Origin of the sequence: Comamonas avium (genome assembly GCF_014836675.1) — a bacterium.
GTDB classification, from domain to species: Bacteria; Pseudomonadota; Gammaproteobacteria; order Burkholderiales; family Burkholderiaceae_C; genus Comamonas; species Comamonas avium.
Window position 1 is genome coordinate 467,742 of record NZ_JACSQK010000004.1, and the last position, 22,941, is coordinate 490,682.

General features: G+C 58.3%; 22 protein-coding genes and 1 riboswitch. Of the genes, 14 read left to right on the forward strand and 8 right to left on the reverse strand.

All coding sequences use genetic code 11. The features are described from left to right. Nucleotides 1-161 precede the first annotated feature (161 nt). A complete protein-coding gene (gene rpmB / locus H9646_RS09915; protein WP_066539714.1) occupies nucleotides 162-395 on the forward strand; it encodes a 50S ribosomal protein L28 in 234 nt (77 codons plus the stop codon). Nucleotides 396-417: 22 nt separating this feature from the next. Beyond that, nucleotides 418-588, forward strand: coding sequence for a 50S ribosomal protein L33 (gene rpmG, locus H9646_RS09920; protein WP_191723194.1), 171 nt, complete (start codon nucleotides 418-420; stop codon nucleotides 586-588). A 78-nt stretch (nucleotides 589-666) separates the two neighbouring features. Here the strand turns inward: rpmG and H9646_RS09925 are convergent, their stop codons facing one another. After that, entirely contained in the window at nucleotides 667-2,172 is a 1,506-nt protein-coding gene (locus tag H9646_RS09925) for an aminotransferase-like domain-containing protein (protein ID WP_225214088.1), read from the reverse strand. A gap of 205 nt (nucleotides 2,173-2,377) precedes the next feature. On the opposite strand from H9646_RS09925, the gene H9646_RS09930 reads away from it, so the two are divergent. Both H9646_RS09930 and H9646_RS09935 read left to right on the forward strand, forming a co-directional pair. Beyond that, complete coding sequence (locus tag H9646_RS09930) at nucleotides 2,378-2,746, forward strand: hypothetical protein (protein WP_191723196.1); 369 nt, start codon at nucleotides 2,378-2,380, stop codon at nucleotides 2,744-2,746. A gap of 91 nt (nucleotides 2,747-2,837) precedes the next feature. Beyond that, nucleotides 2,838-2,990, forward strand: a riboswitch (FMN riboswitch). A gap of 112 nt (nucleotides 2,991-3,102) precedes the next feature. After that, nucleotides 3,103-3,615 (forward strand): 6,7-dimethyl-8-ribityllumazine synthase, encoded by a 513-nt coding sequence (locus tag H9646_RS09935; protein WP_225214089.1) that lies wholly within the window; start codon nucleotides 3,103-3,105, stop codon nucleotides 3,613-3,615. A gap of 710 nt (nucleotides 3,616-4,325) precedes the next feature. Here H9646_RS09935 and H9646_RS09940 read toward each other — a convergent pair. Together H9646_RS09940 and H9646_RS09945 are read right to left on the reverse strand one after the other, a co-directional pair. Further along, the gene (locus H9646_RS09940; protein ID WP_191723197.1) at nucleotides 4,326-5,117 is read right to left on the reverse strand and encodes an SOS response-associated peptidase; all 792 of its coding nucleotides are present in this window, start codon (nucleotides 5,115-5,117) and stop codon (nucleotides 4,326-4,328) included. Between the two features lie 238 nt (nucleotides 5,118-5,355). Beyond that, a complete protein-coding gene (locus H9646_RS09945; RefSeq protein ID WP_191723198.1) occupies nucleotides 5,356-6,627 on the reverse strand; it encodes an RsmB/NOP family class I SAM-dependent RNA methyltransferase in 1,272 nt (423 codons plus the stop codon). A gap of 162 nt (nucleotides 6,628-6,789) precedes the next feature. Here H9646_RS09945 and H9646_RS09950 point away from each other — a divergent pair, with 162 nt between their 5' ends. Both H9646_RS09950 and H9646_RS09955 read left to right on the forward strand, forming a co-directional pair. Beyond that, nucleotides 6,790-7,032, forward strand: a complete 243-nt coding sequence (locus tag H9646_RS09950) for a DUF1653 domain-containing protein (protein ID WP_191723199.1) — start codon at nucleotides 6,790-6,792, stop codon at nucleotides 7,030-7,032. A gap of 75 nt (nucleotides 7,033-7,107) precedes the next feature. Continuing rightward, the gene (locus H9646_RS09955) at nucleotides 7,108-7,746 is read left to right on the forward strand and encodes an FMN-binding negative transcriptional regulator (protein ID WP_191723200.1); all 639 of its coding nucleotides are present in this window, start codon (nucleotides 7,108-7,110) and stop codon (nucleotides 7,744-7,746) included. A 9-nt stretch (nucleotides 7,747-7,755) separates the two neighbouring features. On the opposite strand, the gene purN is transcribed toward H9646_RS09955, so the two are convergent. Further along, a complete protein-coding gene (purN, locus tag H9646_RS09960; RefSeq protein WP_191723201.1) occupies nucleotides 7,756-8,337 on the reverse strand; it encodes a phosphoribosylglycinamide formyltransferase in 582 nt (193 codons plus the stop codon). A 21-nt stretch (nucleotides 8,338-8,358) separates the two neighbouring features. On the opposite strand from purN, the gene H9646_RS09965 reads away from it, so the two are divergent. The 3 genes from H9646_RS09965 to H9646_RS09975 all read left to right on the forward strand — a co-directional run bounded on the left by H9646_RS09965 (nucleotide 8,359) and on the right by H9646_RS09975 (nucleotide 11,462). Then, a complete protein-coding gene (locus tag H9646_RS09965; RefSeq protein WP_191723202.1) occupies nucleotides 8,359-9,018 on the forward strand; it encodes a YceH family protein in 660 nt (219 codons plus the stop codon). Nucleotides 9,019-9,144: 126 nt separating this feature from the next. Next, entirely contained in the window at nucleotides 9,145-10,326 is a 1,182-nt protein-coding gene (locus tag H9646_RS09970) for an acyl-CoA dehydrogenase family protein (RefSeq protein WP_191723203.1), read from the forward strand. A gap of 17 nt (nucleotides 10,327-10,343) precedes the next feature. Continuing rightward, nucleotides 10,344-11,462 carry an acyl-CoA dehydrogenase family protein gene (locus H9646_RS09975; RefSeq protein ID WP_191723204.1) on the forward strand — a complete coding sequence of 373 codons (1,119 nt, stop codon included), beginning with the start codon at nucleotides 10,344-10,346 and terminating at the stop codon, nucleotides 11,460-11,462. A 73-nt stretch (nucleotides 11,463-11,535) separates the two neighbouring features. Here the strand turns inward: H9646_RS09975 and H9646_RS09980 are convergent, their stop codons facing one another. Together H9646_RS09980 and H9646_RS09985 are read right to left on the reverse strand one after the other, a co-directional pair. Then, complete coding sequence (locus H9646_RS09980; RefSeq protein ID WP_191723205.1) at nucleotides 11,536-12,483, reverse strand: bestrophin family protein; 948 nt, start codon at nucleotides 12,481-12,483, stop codon at nucleotides 11,536-11,538. 57 nt (nucleotides 12,484-12,540) lie between these two features. Continuing rightward, nucleotides 12,541-13,140, reverse strand: coding sequence for an HNH endonuclease (locus tag H9646_RS09985; protein ID WP_191723206.1), 600 nt, complete (start codon nucleotides 13,138-13,140; stop codon nucleotides 12,541-12,543). A 156-nt stretch (nucleotides 13,141-13,296) separates the two neighbouring features. Between H9646_RS09985 and H9646_RS09990 the strand changes: the two genes are divergently transcribed. The 4 genes from H9646_RS09990 to H9646_RS10005 all read left to right on the forward strand — a co-directional run bounded on the left by H9646_RS09990 (nucleotide 13,297) and on the right by H9646_RS10005 (nucleotide 19,966). Further along, nucleotides 13,297-14,331 (forward strand): bifunctional riboflavin kinase/FAD synthetase, encoded by a 1,035-nt coding sequence (locus H9646_RS09990; protein ID WP_191723207.1) that lies wholly within the window; start codon nucleotides 13,297-13,299, stop codon nucleotides 14,329-14,331. Nucleotides 14,332-14,429: 98 nt separating this feature from the next. Then, nucleotides 14,430-17,285 (forward strand): isoleucine--tRNA ligase, encoded by a 2,856-nt coding sequence (gene ileS / locus H9646_RS09995; protein ID WP_191723208.1) that lies wholly within the window; start codon nucleotides 14,430-14,432, stop codon nucleotides 17,283-17,285. Between the two features lie 148 nt (nucleotides 17,286-17,433). After that, a complete protein-coding gene (gene lspA / locus H9646_RS10000; RefSeq protein ID WP_191723209.1) occupies nucleotides 17,434-17,955 on the forward strand; it encodes a signal peptidase II in 522 nt (173 codons plus the stop codon). A 358-nt stretch (nucleotides 17,956-18,313) separates the two neighbouring features. After that, on the forward strand, nucleotides 18,314-19,966 hold the full coding sequence (locus H9646_RS10005; RefSeq protein ID WP_191723210.1) for a Na/Pi cotransporter family protein: 1,653 nt from the start codon (nucleotides 18,314-18,316) through the stop codon (nucleotides 19,964-19,966). A gap of 72 nt (nucleotides 19,967-20,038) precedes the next feature. On the opposite strand, the gene H9646_RS10010 is transcribed toward H9646_RS10005, so the two are convergent. Beyond that, nucleotides 20,039-20,842: an NUDIX hydrolase gene (locus tag H9646_RS10010; RefSeq protein ID WP_225214090.1), complete on the reverse strand. Its 804-nt coding sequence runs from the start codon at nucleotides 20,840-20,842 to the stop codon at nucleotides 20,039-20,041. A gap of 17 nt (nucleotides 20,843-20,859) precedes the next feature. Next, nucleotides 20,860-21,852 carry a quinone oxidoreductase family protein gene (locus H9646_RS10015; protein WP_191723212.1) on the reverse strand — a complete coding sequence of 331 codons (993 nt, stop codon included), beginning with the start codon at nucleotides 21,850-21,852 and terminating at the stop codon, nucleotides 20,860-20,862. A gap of 98 nt (nucleotides 21,853-21,950) precedes the next feature. Here H9646_RS10015 and H9646_RS10020 point away from each other — a divergent pair, with 98 nt between their 5' ends. After that, nucleotides 21,951-22,862, forward strand: a complete 912-nt coding sequence (locus tag H9646_RS10020) for a DMT family transporter (RefSeq protein WP_191723213.1) — start codon at nucleotides 21,951-21,953, stop codon at nucleotides 22,860-22,862. Nucleotides 22,863-22,941 lie beyond the last annotated feature (79 nt).

Sequence of the window (22,941 nt, forward strand, 5' to 3'; positions counted from 1 at the left end):
AATCGCGGGCTTTGCTGCAATTGGACGGTGTTTTTCACTGCGCCTGCTGTAACAAATTTGGGCTACCGCCACCCTTTATCTGGCGAGGTGAGGTTATCGACACATCTTTGTATCTGCAAAGATCCGGCGTCGGTGACCGTTTCAAATATCGGAGTGTCCAAATGGCACGCGTATGTGAAGTTACGGGCAAGAAGCCCATGGTGGGCAACAACGTTTCCCACGCCAACAACAAGACCAAGCGTCGTTTCCTGCCTAACCTGCAGTACCGTCGTTTCTGGGTTGAAACAGAAAACCGCTGGGTGCGTTTGCGCGTTTCCAGCGCTGCTCTGCGTTTGATCGACAAGAACGGCATCGACTCCGTGCTCGCAGACATGCGCGCCCGTGGCCAAGCTTAATTTCCACTGAAGGAGAATCAACATGGCTTCCAAAGGCGGACGCGAAAAGATTAAGCTGGCTTCTACTGCCGGTACAGGTCACTTCTACACCACAACCAAGAACAAGAAGACGATGCCTGAAAAGATGTCGATCACCAAGTTCGATCCCAAGGCTCGCAAGCACGTCGAGTACAAGGAAACCAAGCTGAAGTAATTCAGCCGTTTCTTCGGACAATAAAACCGCCACTGCGCAAGCTCTGGCGGTTTTTTGTTGCTCGCCGTTTAGCCCCCCTCAGGAACGCGGCGCTTGTCCCAACTGTGCGCAAGCCATGCTACCCAGCAGTTGCATGGCTTGCTCCATCACTGCATCGACCGGCTGTGTGCAGGCCAAACGCAGGCAATGCTCATAGCGTCCGGAGTTGGAAAACATGCTGCCCGGAGCAATCCGGATGCCTTGCTCCAGCGCCTGCCCAAACAAGGCAGCACTAGAGAAACCATCTGGCAGCTCAACCCACAGGCACAAACCACCAGCAGGCAAGCTCATACGGGTTCCCACAGGGAAAGTACGCGCAACCAGACGGGCCATCGACTCGCGCTGATTTTTCAGCTGCATTTTCAAACGCTCCAAACTGCGCTGGTGCGTGGGTGACCCTAACACCTCGGCCACCACCAGTTGGCCCAATGTCTGGGTGTTGCGACTTTGCGCAAATTTGAGCATTTGCACCCGGCCATGCCATTGACCACCATTCATCCAGCCCTGACGCAAGCCAGGCGCAAGGCTTTTGTTAAAGGCTTGGCAGTAAATAACCTGCCCCAGACCACTGTCCCACGCTTTCAACGGCTTGACCGGTTGCGCACCCTCTACAAACAGCCCGTAAGAGTCATCCTCAATCAAGGCTGCGCCGTAGCGCGTGCACAGCGCAACCAGCCGCGCCTTGTGCGCATCGGGCATGCGAGTACCCAAAGGCATCTGCAGCTCCGGCACCACGACCACGGCCTTCAGCCGGGGCTGGGTTTGAAAAGCCAGCTCCAGGGCCTCGATCGACAGCCCCGTGCGCGGGCTGCATGGAATCTCCAGGGTCTGCAGCTGGAGCGACTCCACCACCTGCAGCAAACCATAGTAAGTCGGCGATTCCACTGCCACCATATCTCCCGGCACCGCTACCGCAGCCAGCGCCAGGCTCACTGCCTCCGAATTGCCAGTGGTTGCCAGTACATCTGCAGGGGCCACCCGAATGCCAGTGGCCAAAGCCCGCCTTGCCATGGCCTGCTGAAACACCGGATGGTTACCCTGATTGGCCAGCAAGGAGCGCCCCTGCACCAGCAAGGTCGGCTGCTCCCGCAACAGTCGCGCCACCAGCTGGTTCAGATAACGGTGATCAAACAGCGCAGCAGGCGGTGTGCAGCCTCCAACATCCAGGTGCACCAGCGCCTGCCGTCCTCGCTCCAGCAGCAACGAAATATGCTCATTGATCCCCACGAAGTGGGCTTGAGCATTGGGCTGCACGGGCTGACTTAAATCTGGCTCACTGGTCAACGCCAGGCTGCCACTTAACGGCGTGCGTGCATCACGCACAAAGTAGCCGACTCGGGGTTTGGCCTCCAGATAGCCTTGCTCTTCCAGATAACGCAACACCTGCAAAGCAGTGGAAAGACTGACTTGATGGCGCCGCATCAATTCGCGCACCGAGGGCATCTTCTCCCCCAACTGCAGCGTCCCAAGACCCATGGCCTGCACGTATTCAGCCGCCAATCGGCGGTACAGGGGGCGCGAAGCCGTCGATACAGAAGTCAACATGGGTCTCATTGCCAAGCAAACACAGGAGGCGTCCATCATGCCCTAGGCTTCTGTTGTGCAACAGATACAGATAGATCACACAGAGACCAGAACAGGCTGCCAACTTCTTGCACTGCTGCGGTGCAACAAGGCGATCTCTGTGTCTGGTGAGACCAAAGGTTCATCCCTAAGCTAATCCGTCTGTTTTGCCTGATTGCAGCTCTGTATGAACACCCTGACACAGCACCTTCCCCTTTCCACCTCCCTGCGACTGACCACCGGTCACAGCCATGCCTTAATGCTTGCCCGTGGTGATGAACTGTTCTGCATCCACGGCCCACTACTGCTGAGCACCTCCCCCATGAGTGGCATTGAAGGCACGCCCAACCTGCAGATACGCCTGCACTCCGGTCAAAGCTGGCGTGCGCCGTGCATGCTGACTGCGCAAGTGACCGCGCTGCAAAGTTCAGGACAACTGCGTTACTACCCAGCTCCAGCAGCGATGAAAGCGGGTATTGCCAGCACCACAACCCCTTGGTGGCTCCGCCTGCACGCTGGCATCACCCGCGTCTGGCCTCGCCGCTTGTTGCGCTAACCCTTTTCATCTCTTGTCAGGCCATGGCGACTGCAGACGCACTGCCATCGTTCTACAATCTGTTTTGTCGCCTCATCGAAAGATAGGCGACATACGTTCTCAGGGCGGGGTGAAATTCCCCACCGGCGGTAAGCAGCTTTAGCTGTAAGCCCGCGAGCGCTTGGATGGCTCTGCCATCCAAGGTCAGCAGATCTGGTGCAAATCCAGAGCCGACGGTCACAGTCCGGATGAAAGAGAAACGTGAAGACCTGTTCTCCAGCCCACGGCTGGACGTGCGCCTGCACGTCCTGTTTTGTGCTGCGCCTGCCTTCGCGCGCCCTGATTCATTTGTTGCACGTCTTTGAAAGACACATCCCATGAATCAGACCATGACCAAAACTTCCTCCAATGCCGCATTGGCACAAGCCCGTATCGCCATCATCAGTGCCAACTGGCACACCGATGTGGTGCACCAGGCCCGTGACGCTGCCGCACTGCGCCTGCAGCAGCTTGGCGCCGCACCTGCCCGTATTCACCAGGTTGAAGTGCCTGGTGCCTTCGAGATCCCGCTGATGGCGCAAAAACTGGCCGCCTCCGGCAAGTTTGACGCAGTCATTGGCTGCGCAGTGATCGTCAACGGAGGCATCTACCACCACGAGTTCGTTTCAGCCGCCGTGGTCGACGGCCTGATGCGCGTGCAACTGGACACCGGTGTGCCTGTTTTCTCGGTGGCCTTGACACCCCACAACTTCCAGCCTTCCGAGGATTTACTGGGCTTTTTCCACGCGCACTTTGTCAAAAAGGGCGAGGAAGCGGCAGATTCCTGTGCGCAAACACTGGCAGCGCATGCAGCGGTAGATGCGCTGCTGGACGAAGCTGTACCCGCTTAAGTCTTTGCAGGTTTTAGGGCCCTATTACCTTCAGACGTTGTGTAAGCAACATTTAAAACCTTCTTATCCACTCTGAGCTGCAACCGAGCAATGGATGGCAGGACTTACGACATTGCTCAAACAGTCGCCAGAGATTCGAAGGTCACCCATGGCATATGCAACGCTTGCGTATGCCATGGGCACGCGAATGCGTGGCGCTGAAAAGAGTTTTACGTAATTCCTCTCTGGATACCCCCTTATTCAGCCTCCAGAGGCAAAGTCAAATCAGCCTCTAACACCCATCTTGAAAGCACTGACAGCTATCAAAAACAAAAGCCTGCTGCTAAAGCATTGCAACAGGCTTTTCTGCTTTCCAGATACAGCACGGCAGCTACAAGCGCACACGCCTGTCAAAGCAATCGGACAGCGACCACCCCCATCTATGCAGCACGCTGGCGCACCTTGCAGGCACACCAGCGCAGCGCCAGACGGGGCTGCTGCGCTAGCCGACTAACTCATCGCAGCTGTCTGAGCGAAGCGCCACAGGTGCATAGCAATGTCCATCGAAGGACTTCCACAGCGCTTCGTTGGCTACTACCTGAGCGCGATAAGAGAGTGATTCTCCAGCGGGTGCGACGAGCCGCCTCCTGCCACACAACTTGCAGCAGCAAAAAAAGAATTAAATCAACGTCTGACGCCCACTCAACAAACACCAGCAGTTATCGCAATAATCAATCCAGCCATCCCTTTGGCTTTTTATCTTGCTTGTTCTCCACCGGATTGGCCAGCATCCAGTTAGCGGGATAGGCCCGCATGAATTCGCGCGCTTTGTCTTGGCGAGCTGTCAACCAAGCGTCGTACGTGCCCTCACCCAAAATGGCCGGCATGCGCTTTTCACTGCCTTCATGGCCGTAACGGCGCATCAAGGCATGGCTGTTGGCATTAATAGTCAACAGCGCGTAGCTCATCAGCTCTTGACCTGTTTCAGGATCTTTCCAGCTATTCCACACCCCTGCCACGCCCATCGGCTGGCCATCCACGCGCGCAATACGTGTAGGAATGGCTTTTTTGCCGCTGCGCATATCGTCTTCATAAAACGCCTGCATGGGAATGATGCATCGCTGCCCCGCCAGCCACGCATCACGAAAAGCTTGCGTGGTGCTCACGGTTTCGTTGCGTGCTTCCTGCAGTTTGATGGATCGCAGCCGGGCATCGGAGAGCGATTTGGAGGCGTTCGGCACAAAGCCCCACTGGGCAGGCACCCACTCGCGAATCACACGGGGTGCAGCTTTTTTGCCCACGGGAAGCTCTTCAGTGCCCGCGTCGACTGCGGTATCCACGGCAGGCGTTACAGCATTGCTGGGCTCCAAGCTGGCAGCTTCGGCCACAGGCTCTGCCGTACCGCGGATGAACCCGCTCATGCGGCGTGCGCGCATCTGCCGCTCAGGCAGTTCATGGGGGGTAACTTTGAAAAAGTCGGTCCACAAATCCAGTGTGGCGAGGTTTTCGTATTGGGTTGTCATGCCGACATGGTACGAAGATGCAAGCCCCCCCGGAGCTTGCCAAGTATTGCCCGCAGTAAAAATTAAGAAAATGCTGGAAATCCAGGCGAGAAATGCACTTTTAACGCTGAACAGCCCGTTCTTCTTGAGAGTGTCAGCAGCTACAAAAAAGCCCCATTAGCTTGCGGCTATGGGGCTATGGACTGCTTGCAGCAGTGGCAGCGCCGGTACGCCAGCACTGTCAAAACTTTGGAAAGCCTTACTTACGTTGCCATGCGGCTGCAAAGAAACCGTCGGTTTGATGAGCATGGGGCCACAGACGCACGTACTGCGTGCCTGTTTCGCCACCGGCGCAAAGGCTGGCGGCGTTATCGACCTTGAGTTGGGCCAGCGTTTCGCCTGCATCCAGAGGCACGAAGTCGGGGTTCGCTTGCTGAAACGCTTGCGCAATCAGCTCATTTTCTTCAGGCAGCACGGAGCAGGTGGCGTACACCAAGCGACCGCCGGACTTCACCATGCGCGCAGCGCTGGCCAGGATGGCCGTTTGCTTGGCAGTCAGCTCGGCAATAGCCGTCTGGTCCTGGCGCCACTTCAAGTCAGGGTTGCGGCGCAAGGTGCCCAGGCCCGAGCAAGGGGCATCCACCAGTACCCGGTCAATCTTGCCGGACAGGCGTTTGACCCGCTCATCGCGCTCGTGCGCCAGAGCTGCGGGGTGCACGTTCGACAGACCACTGCGTGCCAGACGGGGTTTCAATGCCTCCAGACGGTGGGCGGATACGTCAAACGCATACAGGCGACCTGTGTTGCGCATTTGGGCACCAATGGCCAGCGTTTTACCGCCCGCGCCAGCACAAAAATCCACCACCATTTCGCCACGCTTGGCATCCAGCAACAAAGCCAGCAGCTGCGAGCCTTCGTCTTGCACCTCGATGCGGCCTTCCTGAAAGGCTTCCAGACGGGTCAGCGCAGGCTTTTCATCAATGCGCAGGCCCCACGGCGAGTACGGCGTGGGCACAGCCTTGATGCCAGCCTTGGCCAGCTCTTTCTGCACGGCTTCGCGCTTGGCATTCAAGGCATTGACACGCAGGTCCAGCGGGGCAATTTCCAGCATGCTGGCGGCCAATGCTTCAAATTGGTCACCCACCTGGGCTTGCAGGGCATCGGCCATCCACTGGGGCAGGTTATGGCGGTGCTGGGGCATCAGCTCTTCGGGCTTGATGGCATCGCACTCGTCCACCCACTTGATTTCTTGCTCGCTCAACGCGCTTTTCAAGAAATTGCGGGGGCCGTGAAAACCCAAGATGGCCAGACGGCGTTCTTTAGGGCCGGAGCCAGAGCGGGCCAGCGATTCAAACAAGGTCTTTTTGCGCAGCACCGTGTACGCGGTCTCAGCCAGCGTGGCGCGCTCGCGCGGCCCCAGGTTGCGATGGTCGCGAAAATAACGGGACACCACGGAGTCGGCCGGGTGTTGGAATTGGAGGGTCAGCTTGACCAGTTCGGAGCAAGCGTCCAGAAGGGCTTTGGGATGCATAGCCTGTATTGTCCCACTGCGCACAAATCCCGGTGGCGCGCTGGCTGCTGCGGCTGTGCAAAATCATTGCTGACGCACAGTGCAACCCTTGCGATCAAAGTCTTTCACGCTGCCAACTCAATGCCAACAAGCGCTGGCAGCTCTCTTTTTTACAAACCCTCTATGCCTGACAAAAATCTACCCCCCTTGATTACCACCCCGCCCGGCCTGTACCGCCACTACAAGGGCATGCTGTACGAAGTGATCGACACAGTGCGTCACAGCGAAACACTGGAGCCGCTGACGCTGTACCGCGCCCTGTATGGCGAACGCGGGCTGTGGGTGCGCCCGGCAGCCATGTTCAATGCAACGGTAGTGATAGATGGTGTGGCCCAGCCACGCTTTGCCAAGACAGATATCGCCTGACCAAGGTCTGTCTGAGACTGCTGCCAACCTGCGCTACTTTGGCATGATGAACCCGCTTGTTACCCACGAACCACTATGTACACACCTGCCCACTTTCATGCCAGCGATGCAGACGCTTTCCATCTGATTCGCACCCATCCTCTGGGTGCGCTGGTGCATGCACATGCCAGTGGTCTGGATGCAAATCACATTCCATGGGAGCTGGAAACGCCAGATCAAGCGCCTGCGCGGCTGATTGGCCATGTCGCCCGCGCCAATCCGCTATGTACACAACTGCAGGACGGTACGCAGGTGCTGGTGATTTTTCAGGCGGAACAAGGCTATATCTCGCCCAACTGGTACCCCAGCAAACACGAACACCACAAACTGGTGCCCACCTGGAATTACCGCGTGGTGCACATCCACGGAACGGTGCGCCTGCACGATGACAAAAAATGGCTACTGGCAGCCATTGGCAAGCTCACACGCACCCACGAGCAGCGCACCCACCATGCACTGCCCCATGCTGCGGGCCCATGGAAGATCAAAGACACGCCACCCGAGCACCTGGAAAGCCTGATAGCGAACATCGTCGGCATTGAGATTGCCGTGCAGCGCGTTGAGGCCAAGTTCAAACTCAGCCAAAACCGCAGTGAAGCAGACATGCACAGCGCAGCTACGCAAGTCAGTGCAGCGGGCAATCCCGCCCTGGGCACCGCCATGGGCCTGGCCTGAGCCGCTTACTCAGTGCTTTTGTAGGAAAGCTGCTACGGCGCGCGGATAGATCACATGCTCTTGTGTAAGCACGCGCGCGGCCAGTGTCTGTGCAGTATCGTCTGGCAAAACAGGAACGGCGGCCTGATCCAGAATGGGGCCCACATCCAGCTCGGCCGTCACGCCATGCACACTGCAGCCGGCAAACTTGCAGCCCGCATCAATCGCCCGCTGGTGGGTATGCAAACCAGTAAAGGCTGGCAGCAATGAGGGGTGGATGTTGACCATTCGGCCTTCAAAGTGCTGCACAAAGCCCGGCGTCAGAATACGCATGAAGCCGGCCAGCACCACCAGCGTGGGGGTGTAACGGTCTACCACCTGCGCCAGTTGGGCATCAAAAGCCTCACGGCTGTCAAACTGCTTGTGGTTCAACACCTCGGTGGCAATGCCGTGGTCCTTGGCAAAAACCAAGCCCTGTGCATCCGCCTTGTTACTCACGACAGCCGCCACACGAGCGCCATAGCGGCGCTCCCAGTCCTGCTGTTTGGCTGCCTTCACAATGGCAGCCATATTGGATCCGCCGCCAGAGATCAAAATCACGATGTTTTTCATTGCGCCGCAATTATCCCTGCCATGACCTTCGACCATCAGAACCATCCCCTGTCTCCGACTGAAGCACGTGTGCTTGCCACCCTCATGGAAAAAGCGCGCACCGTGCCAGACAGCTACCCCATGACGCTCAACAGCCTGGCCAGCGGTTGTAACCAGAAAACCAGCCGTGACCCAGTGATGCAGCTGAGCGATGCGGACATTCTGGCCACGCTGGACAGTCTGCGTGACCGCCATCTGGTGATGGAAGTCAGCGGCCAGCGCGCCATGCGCTGGGAGCACAACTTTGAACGCGTGCTGGGCGTGCCCAGCCAGGCCAGCGCCCTGCTGGGGCTGCTGATGCTGCGTGGCCCACAAACCGCAGCCGAACTGCGCACCAACGCCGAGCGCTGGCACCGTTTTGCCGACACCGGATCAGTGGAAGCTTTTCTAGAAGAGCTGCAAGAGCGCAGTGAAGAAAAAGGCGGTGCACTGGTGCAATTGCAGCCCAAGGCCCCCGGTGCCCGGGAAGCACGCTGGGCGCATTTGCTGTGCGGCACCCCCGTTGTGCCCGTACACAGTGGTAGCAATGCCACAGTAGGTCCATGCACAGATGCATCGCGCATTGAAACCCTGGAAGCGCGCGTGACCGCTCTTGAAGCACAGGTACAGCGCCTGTGCACGGCATTGGGTGATTCCGCCTAACGGAACCAGAGGCACCTAAGCGACAAGTTCTCCGCGTTCCCCCTGTTGCTGCGCAGCAGCAGGCCGCTGCAAGCTCTCTGTCATGGCGGACTGGATGTCCGTCTTGCTAACTAGGAGAGCACCTGCATGGACTTGGCATACACGCCCGAAGAACAGGCCTTCCGCGAAGAAGTACGCGCTTGGCTCAATGACCACCTCGACCCCGCACTGGCCACCAAGGTGCGCGAAGACCAACGCCTGAGCCGTGATGACATTCAAGGCTGGGCCAAGGTGCTTGGTAAAAAAGGCTGGCTGGCCTATGGCTGGCCACAGGCATTCGGTGGCCCCGGTTGGGGGGCTGTGCAAAAGCACGTATTTGCCGAAGAGCTGGCCCGCGCAGGTGCTCCCGCCATCGTGCCGTTTGGCCCCGTGATGGTGGCCCCGGTCATCATGGCATTTGGCACCCCTGAGCAGCAAAAGCGCTTCTTGCCCGGAATTGCCAGCGGTGAAGTCTGGTGGAGCCAGGGCTACAGCGAACCCGGTTCGGGCTCTGACCTGGCCAGCGTCAAAACCCGCGCCGAGCGCGTGGGCGACCACTACATTGTCAACGGCCAAAAGACCTGGACCACACTGGGCCAGCATGGCGACTGGATGTTCAATCTGGTGCGCACCAGCAACGAAGGCAAGCCGCAAACCGGCATCAGCTTCTTGCTGCTGGACATGAAAAGCCCCGGTGTAACGGTACGCCCCATCAAGTTGCTGGATGGCGAGTGCGAAGTCAACGAAGTCTTTTTTGACAACGTGAAAGTGCCCGCTGACCAGCTGATTGGCGAAGAAAACAAGGGCTGGACCTACGCCAAGCACTTGCTGGCCCACGAACGCACCAACATTGCCGATGTAAACCGCAGCAAGCGCGAGCTGGAGCGCCTCAAACGCATTGCCAAGCAAGAAGGCGTGTGGGAAGACCAGCGCTTTCGCGACCAGATCGCCCTGCTGGAAGTGGACATCGTGGCGCTGGAAATGCTGGTGCTGCGCGTGCTGTCGGCTGAGAAAAGCGGCAAGAACTCGCTGGACATTGCAGGCCTGCTCAAGATCAAGGGCAGCGAAATCCAGCAACGTTACACCGAGTTGATGATGCTGGCCGCCGGACCCTACAGCCTGCCTTTCATCCAAGAGGCCATGGCCGCAGGCTGGCAAGGTGACTTTCCCGGTGGCGAGGTGGCCAACGCGCCGCTGGCCAGCCGCTACTTCAACATGCGCAAAACCACCATTTACGGTGGCAGCAATGAAGTTCAAAGAAACATCGTCGCTCAGACGCTGCTGGGTTAAGACAGGGAGACAAGCACATGGATTTCGATTTTTCTGACGATCAGCAGCAACTGCGTGATGCTGCCCGCCGCTGGGTAGATAAGGCCTACAGTTTTGAGCACCGCCGTGCAGCGGTAGCCGCTGGCGGTTTTAGCCGCGATACCTGGAATGCCCTGGCCGAACTGGGCCTGACCGCCTTGAACGTGCCCGAAGAGCACGGTGGCATGGGCATGGGCGCCGTGGAAGCCATGGTGGTGATGGAAGAGATGGGCCGAGGCATGGTGCTGGAGCCACTGGCGCAAAGCTTGATAGCCGCCAAGGTACTGGCCAATTACGGCACCGATACCGTGCAAGCCGATTGGCTGCCCCGCATTGCCAGTGGCGAAGCGCTGGTGGTGCTGGCACACCAGGAACGCCGTGCGCGCTATCGCCTTGATAAATGCGAGTCAAAGGCAACCCAAACGCCCACTGGATATACGCTGACAGCTCACAAAAGCTTAGTTCCTGCAGGCGATCAGGCCGATGCCTTCTTGGTACCAGCCCTGCTCAATGGCACACAGGCATTGTTTCTGCTGGAGCGCAGCGCGCCGGGCGTAACCACACGCGGCTATCTCACCCAAGACGGTAGCCGCGCAGCTGAAGTCGAAGCCGAACACAGCCCCGCCACGCTGGTTACACCCGAAGGGCTGGCTGCGCTGGAGCTGGCTGTCGATATCGGCAGCGCCGCAGTCTGTGCCGAGGCTGTGGGGGTGATGGACCAGGTGATGACCATCACCGCCGACTACCTGAACCAGCGCAAGCAGTTTGGCGTGGCGATTGCCAGCTTTCAGGCCTTACGCCACCGCCTTGCCGATATGAAGATGCAGCTGGAGCTGGCACGGTCCATGAGCTACTACGCCAGCCTGCAGCTGGAGCAGCCCGCCGAACAGCGCCGCCGCGCCATTGCTCGTGCGCGCGTGCAGCTAGGCCAATCCATGCGTTTTGTCGGGCAGCAAGCCGTGCAACTGCACGGTGGCATTGGTGTAACGGATGAGTACATCGTTTCGCACCAGTTCAAAAAGCTGACACAACTGGAGATGACCTACGGTGACAGCCTGCACCATCTGGGCGAAGTCTGCGCACGTATGCAAGCCACCGCAGGCGTAGCTGATACATAACCTGCACCCACAATGAGCAAAAAGGCCACCTTGCGGTGGCCTTTTTTTCAGCTCCAGTCTGCGCTGTGCGTCTTCAGGTCAGCCTGCACTCCACAGGTTGCATGGGCGCTGGCAAATCTGGGTCGCCCAGTAATTGCAGCAGATTGATTTCCATACTGCGGCACATGGCATCGAGTGGCAGATCGTTGTTCTCTGTACCAAAAGGCTCCTCCAGTTCATCGCCCAGCGCATCCAGGCCAAAGAAGGTGTAAGCCACAATGGCCACCACAAAAGGTGTCATGAAACCTGTCACATCCACCAGCCCGAAAGGTAGCAAAAAACAGTACAGGTGGGCTGTACGGTGCAACAACAAGGTGTACGAAAACGGAATGGGGGTGTAGCGCAGGCGCTCGCACGAGGCTGCGGCAAATGTCATGTGCGTCAGCGTTTCATCCATCTTGGTGGCGGTGCAAGGGTCCATCAGCCCTTGACGCAAACACTCTGCCAGGTCATTGGCATTCGCTTGCACGATGGCATCACCTCGATAGGGCAAAGGCAGGTTGCGCACTTTGTCCCAATCTGCAGCAGTCAGCCAGCGCTCCACGGAACGGTCATCTACGTGGTCACGCAACTGAGCGCGCAAGGCATGGGCATGGGCAATCGCGCGGTGCACGATGCGCACGCGCACGTCCCCTTCGCGGTTACTCGGATCCAGTGGCTGATCCAGACCAATCAGGCTCAGACACTGGCGCGCCAAAACCCGGGCTCGAATGTTCAGATCCCCCCACAGCTTGCGCCCTTCCCAGTAACGGTCGTAAGCGGTGTTGTTCCTGAAGCCCAGAAAAATGGCCAGCGGCAAACCAATCAGTGTGAAAGGAATAGGGGTGACCGTGATCTTGATATCGAACAGGTTGCCGTGAGCCAGAGTCACCAGTGCTGCCAGCAAGATGTTGAGGCTGAGCTTCCAACGGATGCGCTGCAGAACGGACCCTCTCGAGATGAGAAATAAGGTCAGCCCATTGGGTCGCTCTTGAACAATCATGGTGGCATGTGCAATTAAGGGAAAACCCTATATTTCACCACGCAGCCAGAGCTGATTTCAGGCATCGCTGCAATTTTCAAACTCTAAAGCATGGTCTTTGCTCTGTGCCTGCCGCGATGTCTTGGGCACATGCATGCGCAAAAACTCCATTTGATCGGCCAGGATGCGGCGGTTGCGAAGAATGAAGTCCTCCCAGATGCTGGGTACATAGGGTGCATATAGCAGCGGCATGCGCGCCTGCTCAGGAGTACGAGGGCCTTTGCGGTGATTGCAGCCTTTACAGGCCGTGACCAGATTCATCCAGGTGTTCTGGCCCTGCTGACAGATGGGCAGGATGTGCTCGCGCGTCAGGTGCTCCACCGCCAGGGTCTTGCCGCAATAGGCGCACACATTGCAGTCGCGGGCGAAGAGCTTGGTATTGGTCAAGCCCGGTTTCATGCCATGGGGGTTGACACGGGGCACGCCACGCGTGCCGATGATGCTGTGCACTTCAATGCACGACTGCTGGCCTGTTGCAGCGTTATGTCCACCGTGAAATACAGCCACAGAGGATCCCATGGTCCAGCGCACATCATCTGCGGCGTAGTGCAGCACGGCATCTTCCAGCGTGATCCATGACTGGGGCAAGCCATGGGCGGACAGCTTCAAAACTCTCACGTTCGGCCTCCTTGCATAACGGCAGGCAATGCTGTGTCACCCGCAGTCGGGCTAAGCGCGCCGTCCATCTTCAGAGCAATATACTTGCTTTCGGTGACAACCTGCCACCACGACACATACGGCAGGTTTTGCAAGCTATAAAAACCCAAGCACACAATGAAGATTTTTCGCGGATTCAAGCACCCGGGATTGGCCCCACATTGCGCCGTCACGATCGGCAACTTTGACGGCGTACACCGGGGACACCAAGCCATGCTGGCATTGCTGTCCGCCGAAGCTGCGCAGCGCCATATTCCCACTTGCGTCCTGACGTTTGAGCCGCACCCGCGCGACTACTTCGCTGAAAAATTCAAGAAGCCTGAGCTGGCACCTGCCCGTGTAGGCACGCTGCGCGACAAGCTCTCGCAACTGGAGTTTTGTGGTGTGGACCAAGTGGTGGTTCTGCCCTTTAACCAAGCCTTGGCCAGCCAGTCACCAGAGGCATTTATTCAGCAAGTCCTTCTGGATGGTCTGGGTGCCCAATATATTTTGGTGGGCGATGACTTCAAGTTTGGCTCCCAGCGTGCTGGTGACTACGCCATGCTGGATGCCGCCGGTCAAAAGCTGGGGTTTGATGTGGCGCGCATGAACAGCTACGAGGTACATGGCGAGCGTGTCTCCAGCACCACCGTGCGTGCTGCCCTGGCGCAGGGAAATATGGCTTTGGCCGCGCAGATGCTGGGACACCCCTACACCATCTCCGGTCATGTGGTTCATGGCCGCAAGCTGGGGCGCCAGTTGGCCGAATCAGCCCCCGGTGCCATGGACGGATTTCGCACCTTGAACCTGCGCTTTAACCACTGGAAACCCGCTGCCAGCGGCATTTTTGCCGTACTGGTGCATGGCTTGACCGAAGCGCCGCTGCGCGGTGTCGCCAACCTGGGGGTGCGCCCTTCCATTGACCCCAACGATGTCAATGGCGGGCGCGTCTTGCTAGAGACCCATTGCCTCGATTGGCCGCCTCAACTCGGTGGCGAAGGGGGCTACGGTAAAATCATCCGCGTGGAACTTTTGCACAAACTGCACGACGAGCTGAAATACGACAGTCTGGCCGCCCTCACTGAAGGCATTGCCAGGGACTGCGATGACGCGCGCGCGTTTTTCGCAACCTATACCGAAACGCATCGCCAAACCACGCGCGACCGAATTTGACGCTCGCCTTCGTCAGCTCGGGTGCCGGCTGCGCCCGGTGCTCCTCCCCCGCTTTTTTAGCCCGGCCCTAAAGCCCGGCATGCCTTCAAGGTTCCCCCATGTCTGAATCGAAATCCAACAAGCCCGAAGCGTCCGTGTACCGCGCCACGCTGAATATGCCTGACACGCCATTCCCCATGCGCGGCGATTTGCCCAAGCGCGAGCCCCAGTGGGCCAAGGACTGGGATGAGCAAGGCGTCTACAAGAAATTGCGTGTGGCCCGTGCGGGTGCGCCCAAGTTCATCTTGCACGACGGCCCACCGTACGCCAACGGACAGATCCACATCGGACATGCAGTGAACAAGGTGCTCAAGGACATGATCGTCAAGAGCCGCCAGCTGGAAGGCTACGACGCGCTGTACGCACCCGGCTGGGATTGCCACGGCCTGCCCATCGAAAACGCCATTGAAAAGCTGCATGGCCGCAACCTGCCCCGCGACGAGATGCAGGCCAAGAGCCGCGCTTTTGCCACCGCGCAGATCGCACAGCAAATGGTGGACTTCAAGCGCCTGGGTGTCCTGGGTGAATGGGATCACCCCTACAAAACCATGAACTACGCCAACGAGGCCGCCGAGTTGCGCGCCTTGAAGAAGGTGATGGAGCGTGGCTTTGTCTACCGCGGTCTCAAGCCCGTGTACTGGTGCTTTGACTGCGCGTCGTCGCTGGCCGAGTTTGAGATCGAATACGCAGACAAGCAGTCGCAGACGCTGGATGTGATGTTCCCTGCCGCCGAGCCCGCCAAGCTGGCTGCCGCCTTTGGCCTGCCTTCGCTGAACAAAGAAGCCTTTGTGGTGATCTGGACCACCACCGCGTGGACCATTCCTGCCAACCAGGCGCTGAACGTCAACCCCGATCTGGAATACAGCCTGGTGGACACCGAACGTGGCCTGCTGGTGCTGGCCTCTGCGTTGGTTGAAAAGTGCCTGGCACGCTGGAAGATGGAAGGCGCCGTGGTGGCCACAGCCCAGGGCAAACAGCTGGACCACATGCCCTTCAAGCACCCGCTGGCGCACGTGGACAAGGGCTTTGACCGCATCTCTCCCGTGTATCTGGCCGAATACGCCACCGCCGACGACGGTACCGGTATCGTGCACTCGGCCCCCGCCTATGGTGTGGATGACTTCAACTCCTGCATCAGCAATGGCATGGAGTACAAGAACATTCTCAACCCCGTGCAAGGCAACGGCGTGTACGCAGCCGATCTGCCCATGTTTGGCGGCCAGCACATCTGGAAGGCCGTGCCCGTTATTCTTGACGCCCTGAAGGTAGCCAATCGCCTGATGGACACCACCAGCCTGACGCACAGTTACCCGCATTGCTGGCGCCACAAGACGCCGGTGATCTACCGCGCCGCTGCGCAGTGGTTCATCCGCATGGACGAAGGCGAAGGCGTGTTCACCGACCCTGCGCAAAAACCTGCGCAAACGTTGCGTCAGATTGCGCTGGATGCCATCGAGCAAACCAGCTTCTACCCCGAAAATGGCCAGGACCGCCTGCGCTCCATGATCGCAGGCCGCCCGGACTGGTGCATCTCGCGTCAGCGAAGCTGGGGTGTGCCCATACCTTTCTTCCTGCATGTGGATACGGGCGCGTTGCACCCCCGCACCATGGAGATCATCGACCAGGCGGCAGCCATGGTCGAGACCGGCGGTATCGAGGCCTGGAGCCGCGTGACCACCGAAGAAATTCTGGGCACTGAAGAAGCCAAGCACTACACCAAGAGCACCGACATTCTGGAAGTGTGGTTTGACTCTGGCTCCACCTTCTGGCACGTGCTGCGCGGCACGCACCCTGAGCATCACCACGACAAAGGCCCCGAGGCCGACCTGTATCTGGAAGGCCATGACCAGCACCGTGGCTGGTTCCACAGTTCGCTGCTGCTGTCCTCGGCCATCTTCGGCCGTGCGCCGTATCGCGGTCTGCTAACGCACGGTTTCACCGTGGACGGTCAGGGCAAGAAGATGTCCAAGTCCGTGGGCAACACCGTGGCCCCGCAGGACGTGTCCAACAAGATGGGCGCAGAAATCATCCGCCTGTGGGTGGCTTCGACCGATTACTCGGGCGATCTGGGTATCGACGACAAAATCTTGGCCCGCGTGGTGGACAGCTACCGCCGCATTCGCAACACGCTGCGCTTTTTGCTGGCCAATACCAGCGACTTCGATGCCGCCACCGAATCGGTGGCCTACGCCGACATGCTGGAGATTGACCAGTACGCACTGGCACGTGCGGCTGAGCTGCAAAAAGACATCCTGGCGCACTACAAGGTGTATGAATTCCACCCCGTGGTTGCCAAGATTCAGTTGTTCTGCTCGGAAGACCTGGGCGGCTTTTATCTGGACGTGCTAAAGGACCGCCTGTACACCAGCGCACCCAAGAGCCTGGCCCGCCGCTCGGCACAAACCGCACTGCACCAGATCACCCACGCGCTGCTGCGCTGGATGGCTCCGTTTTTGTCGTTCACCGCTGAAGAAGCGTGGAAGATTTTTGGTCACAGCGAATCCATCTTCCTGGAGCAATTTACCGATCTGCCCGAAGGCAGCGAGGCCTTGCTGGCCAAGTGGAAGCGTCTGTGCGAAATCCGCAATGTGGTCAACAAAGACATCGAAGTGGTGCGCGGCACCGGCGCTGTCGGCTCTTCTTTGCAAGCTGAAGTCACTTTGACGGCAGAGCCCGAAGACCTGGCCCTGCTGCAAAGCCTCAGGGATGACCTGAAGTTTGTCTTCATTACCTCTGCAGCGACTGCCGTGGCCGGCGACGCACTGAGCACAACTGTGAAAGCCAGCGAGCACGCCAAGTGCGAGCGTTGCTGGCACTACCGCGACGATGTGGGCGTGAACCCCGCACACCCCACACTGTGCGGCCGTTGCGACAGCAACCTGTACGGTGACGGCGAAGTGCGCACCAAGGCTTAAACATGCTGGCAAACGCTGGGATCGCTCTTACAAAAAGAGCACCCAGCGCTTGTATTCACTAGATTTCAAATATATTTCATATTGAAACCTAGCATTCACGGCGTTAAACGCTATTGTTTTAAAACGACTTCACCTTCAAAGGCACGCCATGCGCTCTTCGGCAACTCTCCCCAGTGGTGCAATCCGCAAGCCTGCTTATTGGCCCTGGCTGTTATGGGCAGCATTGCTCATTGGGGTGGATCAGTTCACCAAACAGTGGATCTTGAGCTTCTACCAATACGGTGACTGGACGCCCATCACCAGCTTCTTCAACATTGTGCGCGCGCACAACACCGGGGCAGCCTTTTCATTTCTGGCCAGTGCCGACGGCTGGCAGCGCTGGCTGTTTGTGGGCATTGGCGCGGTAGCGACCGTGCTTATCGTCTGGCAGCTGCGCAAGCACCCCGAACAAAAGTTCTTTTGCTTTGCCATCTCGTGCATTCTGGGCGGCGCCTTGGGCAATGTGATTGACCGCCTGCAGCACGGCTATGTGGTGGACTTTCTGGATTTTCACTGGCGCGGTTCGCACTACCCCGCCTTCAATGTGGCTGACATTGCCATCTGTATCGGGGCCGCCAGCCTGATTCTGGATGAAATTTTGCGCGCCAGACGCGCCAAAGCAGCCCGTTAAACACAATTCTGCCCTGCGCACCCTCTACCCGCTGATCCGTTGTGGCAGCGGGTTTTTTCTTTTTTGCACTCGACGTGTCGGCGTTTTCATGCGCCCAGCCGTTGATCAGGCTTGTGAAGCTCCATGGCTGTCGTGGCTCGTGGCATAGGCCACCGTGCCATTCACTTCGCAACCCGCAGCCGCTGCAAGACTCAGGGTATTCCCTTTAGCGTATGAAAAATTTTAGATCCAGTCTAAAAAGAACAGAAACGAAAACTATATTCACTCAATCCGCACTGAAATGTGCGTCTTGGAGCGTACCCCAGAGCCATGCATGGGCGGTCAGGGGTATATTCGATCGCTTCCTCGCTTGCCGCACATGAAGCACTTACTGAATCTTTTAGCCGCCATCGCCCTGCTTGTCTGGGGCACCCAACTAGTCCGAACCGGCGTTTTACGCGTCTTCGGGGCTAATTTGCGCCAATTTATTTCGCGCGGGGTCAGCAACCGGCTCAAAGCAGTTCTGTCCGGCGTTGGCGTGACAGCCATCGTGCAGTCAAGCACCGCCACTGCGCTCATCGTTTCATCGTTTGTCGGCCAGGGCATGATTTCGCTGACGGCTGCACTGGCGGTCATGCTGGGCGCCGATGTGGGCACCAGCGTGATGGCCGTGGTGTTCTCGCTGGACCTGTCGTGGCTGTCGCCGCTGTTTATTTTTGTTGGTGTCGTGATGTTCATCTCGCGCCAGGACAGCACCGTCGGCCGCGTGGGACGCGTATTCATCGGTCTGGGCCTGATGCTGCTGGCGCTGCGCCTGATTACCGAGTCCACGACGGTGCTGACCCAAAGCCCCACCATGCTGACGCTGCTGGAAGCCTTGACCAGCGACATCACCATGGAAGTGCTTACGGGCGCCATCATCTCCATCATTTCGTACTCCAGCCTTGCCACCGTGCTGCTGGTGGCAACCTTGGCTGCATCGGGGGGTATTCCGGTTGACGTAGCGCTGGGCCTGGTGATCGGTGCCAATCTGGGCAGCGGCTTGCTGGCCGTACTGACCACTTTGAAGGCCAATGTTCAGACCCGCCAGGTGCCTCTGGGCAACCTGATGTTCAAGATGGTGGGTGTCGTGCTGATGATTCCCTTGGTGACCCCATGGCACCAGCACATGCGCGGTATTGCGCCCGACGTAGGTACGTTGGTAGTCATGTTCCACCTGGCTTTCAACACGGTGGTTGCACTGGTGTGCATTTTGCTGACCGGCAAGGTGGCATGGCTGGTTGAAAAAATTCTGCCTGTACAAGTGGCCTCCCCGTCCACCTCGCGGCCGCACCATCTGGATGCTTCAGCCCTGAGCACCCCGTCGCTGGCAATTTCATGCGCTGCGCGCGAGGCACTGCATCAGGCTGACGTGGTGGAATCCATGCTCATGGGGTTGCAAAAAGTGTGGATGACGGATGACCAGAAACTGGCCGAGCATTTGCGCAAGCTCGATGACGAAGTGGATGACCTTTACTCCGCCATCAAGTACTACATGACCAAGATTTCACGTGCTGAGCTCGATGAAACCGAAGGCCGCCGCTGGACAGACATCATCAGCTTCACCATCAATATGGAGCAGGTGGGCGACTTGATCGAGCGCATCCTGCAGGATGTGGAAGACAAAAAGATCAAAAAAGGCCGCCAGTTCTCGCAAGCGGGCCTGGAAGAAATCAACCTTTTGCACGCGCACCTGGTCTCTAACCTGCGTTTGGCCATGAGTGTGTTTCTGAACGGCAATGTCCGTGACGCTCAGAAACTGCTGGAAGAAAAGGCACGTTTTCGCGACCTGGAGCTGGCCTACTCTGCCACCCACCTGGATCGCCTGTCTGACAACACGGTACAAAGCATTGAGACAAGCTCGCTGCATATTGACCTTATCAGCGACCTCAAGCGCATTAACTCGCTGCTGTGCTCGGTGGCCTACCCCATCCTGGAGTCGGCCGGTGCGCTGGCACACAGCCGCCTTCGTGAGCCCTCGGTCACTCGCTGAGCACGCCAGCTAGCAACACCCACGCACGAAAAAAGCCGCTGATTCAGCGGCTTTTTTCGTGCGCTCGCTTGGCTAAAGCTTGAGATAGTCAGCCAGCACCAAAGAGGCCTCTGGCGTGAACTTGCCCTGCACCAGCCACTCCATCAGCGTGGCCTGGTCAATGCACTGGAACTGCTGCACTTCCCCATCCTGGTTTTTAGGCTCCATTCCTTGCGGCACAGTGGCTGTGAACCAGTCAATACGCTCGCGCATATAGGCCACGCCACCCGAGACTTCATCGCTAGGGCAGGCAAACGTAACCTGCCCCCCATGCTGCAACTGCAGCAGCTGCGTCAAGTCCAGTCCCGCTTCTTCCTGTGTTTCACGCGCCAGCGCTTGCTCCAGCGTATCTGCGGCGGAGAGCATGCCTCCCATCAGGGTGTCCCACTTATTAGGGTGGTTGGGTTTTTTCTTGCTGCGCTGCTGCACCCACATGCGTCCATCAGGCGTCAAGCCAATCAGATGCACGGCATGCGTGTTGACGCCCAGCAAACGCACGGCCCCGCGCTCCACCGTAGCTACGCGCTGGCCCTGAGGGGTACACACGGCAATTTGCTCATTGCGCCAAGGGCCGCTGCGGCCTTTTTCACGCATCAGCTGAGCCAATGCGTTCAGACCAAAGCTGGCATCAGGTGCCGTGAAGCTCCACGTTTCACCCAGACCCGGGGTTTTCTTGTGCGTAAAGGTAATGCGTTGTCCGCGCAGAAAATCTACGTCCACACTCTCCAAAAAGCCTGGGGCCACCGTACCGATGACCTGCCCGCTCCACAGCAACAGCATGCGCGGTTGTGCGGGTGGGCGCTGTGCTTCGTCACGTAGTTTTTCCAACCAATTCATCATCTCTCCTCTGGGGCTTACACGGTCAAGATTGTTGACCCCGTGGTTTGCCGTGCTTCCAAGGCCTCGTGCGCTGTGCGCACCTGCTCCAATGCATAGCGCTGGGCAATATGAATATTGACCTTACCGCTGGAGACCACATTGAACAAGTCATCAGCCATAGCTTGTGTTGCGCTGCGGCTATGGGCATAGACAAACACGCTGGGGCGTGTCACATATAGACCTTTGGGGGCCAGCGCGGCCAAACTCAGGGGCGGCACCGGACCTGACGCATTGCCAAACGAAACCATCAGACCAAAACGACGCAAGCTGGCAATGGAGCCCTCCCAGGTGTCTTTGCCCACACTGTCATACACCACTTTCACGCCTTGCCCGCCCGTAATGGCTTTGACCTTGGCGGCAAAGTCTTCAGTTCTGTAATTGATCGCGTGTGATGCACCATTAGCTAGAGCTAGCTGACATTTCTCATCAGATCCTGCGGTGGCGATCAACTGCAGTCCCAGTGCTTTGGCCCATTGGCAGGCAATCAAGCCGACGCCACCGGCAGCGGCGTGAAACAGCACAAAATCACCAGCCTGCAAACCTTCGGCAGGCAGGCATTGCTTGAGCAGATACTGCACCGTCAGGCCCTTGAGCATCATGGCTGCACCGGTATCAAAGCTGATGCTGTCCGGCAGCTTGCACACGTGCGTGGCGGGCATTACCCGGCGCTCGCAATAACTGCCTGGAGGGTTGCTGGCATACGCCACTCGGTCACCTGTTTGGAGATGGGTCACACCGTCTCCTACGGCCTCAACCACACCGGCACCTTCCATGCCCAGCTGTAAAGGCAACGGCAGGGCATACAAACCAGAGCGCTGGTAAACGTCAATGAAATTCAAACCCACGGCGTGATGGCGCAGCAAGATTTCACCAGCGCCGGGCTGTCCAACATCCCGTGTAACCAGCTCTAGAACTTCGGTGCCGCCATTGCGTGAAATTTGCACGCATTTACTCGTTGTGGTGACCATGCTTGTCCGTCTCCTTGTGTGTTTACATGCAGGCAAGTCGTCTATCGTGCCATGTCCGTGCCGCTACACAATGACACAGCCACGCTACCATTCGGGCAATGAGTTCCCCATTGACATTCGGCACAGCAGCCATGCTGACCGCAGCGCCCCTGCTCTGGGCAGGCAATGCCATTGTTGGCCGCCTAGTCCACGACTTAATCTCGCCCTTCACTCTCAATCTGATGCGCTGGGGCCTGGCCTTGCTAGTGCTGCTGCCACTGGCTGGCCATGTACTACGCAAAAACAGTGCCATCTGGCAGTGCTGGAAGCAATACGCCTTGCTGGGCGTGCTGGGCATTGGCAGCTACAACGCACTGCTGTATCTGGCGCTCAAGACCTCGTCGCCCATCAATGTGACGCTGGTGGGCTCCAGCATGCCGATCTGGATGCTGCTGATTGGCCGCTTCGTGTTTGGCAGCACAATCAGCGGGCGACAGGCAGTGGGTGCTGTGCTGTCTATGCTCGGGGTGGCCTTGGTACTCAGCCGTGGCAGCCCACAGCAGCTGCTCAGTCTGCAGCTGGTGCCTGGTGACTGGTTTATCTTGATGGCCGCCATTGTCTGGTCGCTCTACAGCTGGCTGCTGGCGCGCAGCGCGCAAACCATGCCCAGCCAGGCACAGGTACGCAGCAATTGGGCGGCATTTCTGATTGCCCAGCTTATTTTTGGTATTGGCTGGTCTGCCGTCTTGGCTGGAGGTGAAGTTGTCACCGGCCATTTTGTCTGGGTGCCCAGCGCAACGCTGGCTGCCGCCATGCTCTTCATTGTGATTGGCCCGGCCATTCTGGCCTACCGGTTCTGGGGTGAAGGCGTCAAACGCGCGGGTCCGGCAACAGCGGGCTTCTTTGCCAACCTGATGCCGCTGTTCACGGCCTTGCTGTCTATCCCCATCCTGGGTGAGATGCCTCAGCTGTACCACGCGCTGGCGTTTGCACTGATTGTGGGCGGCATTGTGGTGTCGTCACGGCGCTAAGCACCTGCACACAGTCATCAGCAGAACCATAAAAAAAAGGCAGCCGTGGGCTGCCTTTTTTCTTCAACGATGCGCCTGC

Excerpts from the sequence above, each read along its gene's own strand:
- ileS (WP_191723208.1), top strand. The coding sequence starts at position 14,430 with ATGTCTGAATCGAAATCCAACAAGCCCGAAGCGTCCGTGTACCGCGCC.
- H9646_RS10015 (WP_191723212.1), bottom strand. The coding sequence starts at position 21,852 with ATGGTCACCACAACGAGTAAATGCGTGCAAATTTCACGCAATGGCGGC.
- H9646_RS10005 (WP_191723210.1), top strand. The coding sequence starts at position 18,314 with ATGAAGCACTTACTGAATCTTTTAGCCGCCATCGCCCTGCTTGTCTGG.
- H9646_RS09965 (WP_191723202.1), top strand. The coding sequence starts at position 8,359 with ATGACCTTCGACCATCAGAACCATCCCCTGTCTCCGACTGAAGCACGT.
- H9646_RS09945 (WP_191723198.1), bottom strand. The coding sequence starts at position 6,627 with ATGCATCCCAAAGCCCTTCTGGACGCTTGCTCCGAACTGGTCAAGCTG.
- lspA (WP_191723209.1), top strand. The coding sequence starts at position 17,434 with ATGCGCTCTTCGGCAACTCTCCCCAGTGGTGCAATCCGCAAGCCTGCT.
- H9646_RS09955 (WP_191723200.1), top strand. The coding sequence starts at position 7,108 with ATGTACACACCTGCCCACTTTCATGCCAGCGATGCAGACGCTTTCCAT.
- H9646_RS09980 (WP_191723205.1), bottom strand. The coding sequence starts at position 12,483 with ATGATTGTTCAAGAGCGACCCAATGGGCTGACCTTATTTCTCATCTCG.
- H9646_RS10010 (WP_225214090.1), bottom strand. The coding sequence starts at position 20,842 with ATGAATTGGTTGGAAAAACTACGTGACGAAGCACAGCGCCCACCCGCA.
- H9646_RS09950 (WP_191723199.1), top strand. The coding sequence starts at position 6,790 with ATGCCTGACAAAAATCTACCCCCCTTGATTACCACCCCGCCCGGCCTG.
- purN (WP_191723201.1), bottom strand. The coding sequence starts at position 8,337 with ATGAAAAACATCGTGATTTTGATCTCTGGCGGCGGATCCAATATGGCT.
- H9646_RS10020 (WP_191723213.1), top strand. The coding sequence starts at position 21,951 with ATGAGTTCCCCATTGACATTCGGCACAGCAGCCATGCTGACCGCAGCG.
- H9646_RS09940 (WP_191723197.1), bottom strand. The coding sequence starts at position 5,117 with ATGACAACCCAATACGAAAACCTCGCCACACTGGATTTGTGGACCGAC.
- H9646_RS09925 (WP_225214088.1), bottom strand. The coding sequence starts at position 2,172 with ATGTTGACTTCTGTATCGACGGCTTCGCGCCCCCTGTACCGCCGATTG.
- rpmB (WP_066539714.1), top strand. The coding sequence starts at position 162 with ATGGCACGCGTATGTGAAGTTACGGGCAAGAAGCCCATGGTGGGCAAC.
- H9646_RS09975 (WP_191723204.1), top strand. The coding sequence starts at position 10,344 with ATGGATTTCGATTTTTCTGACGATCAGCAGCAACTGCGTGATGCTGCC.
- H9646_RS09970 (WP_191723203.1), top strand. The coding sequence starts at position 9,145 with ATGGACTTGGCATACACGCCCGAAGAACAGGCCTTCCGCGAAGAAGTA.
- H9646_RS09990 (WP_191723207.1), top strand. The coding sequence starts at position 13,297 with ATGAAGATTTTTCGCGGATTCAAGCACCCGGGATTGGCCCCACATTGC.
- H9646_RS09930 (WP_191723196.1), top strand. The coding sequence starts at position 2,378 with ATGAACACCCTGACACAGCACCTTCCCCTTTCCACCTCCCTGCGACTG.
- H9646_RS09935 (WP_225214089.1), top strand. The coding sequence starts at position 3,103 with ATGAATCAGACCATGACCAAAACTTCCTCCAATGCCGCATTGGCACAA.
- rpmG (WP_191723194.1), top strand. The coding sequence starts at position 418 with ATGGCTTCCAAAGGCGGACGCGAAAAGATTAAGCTGGCTTCTACTGCC.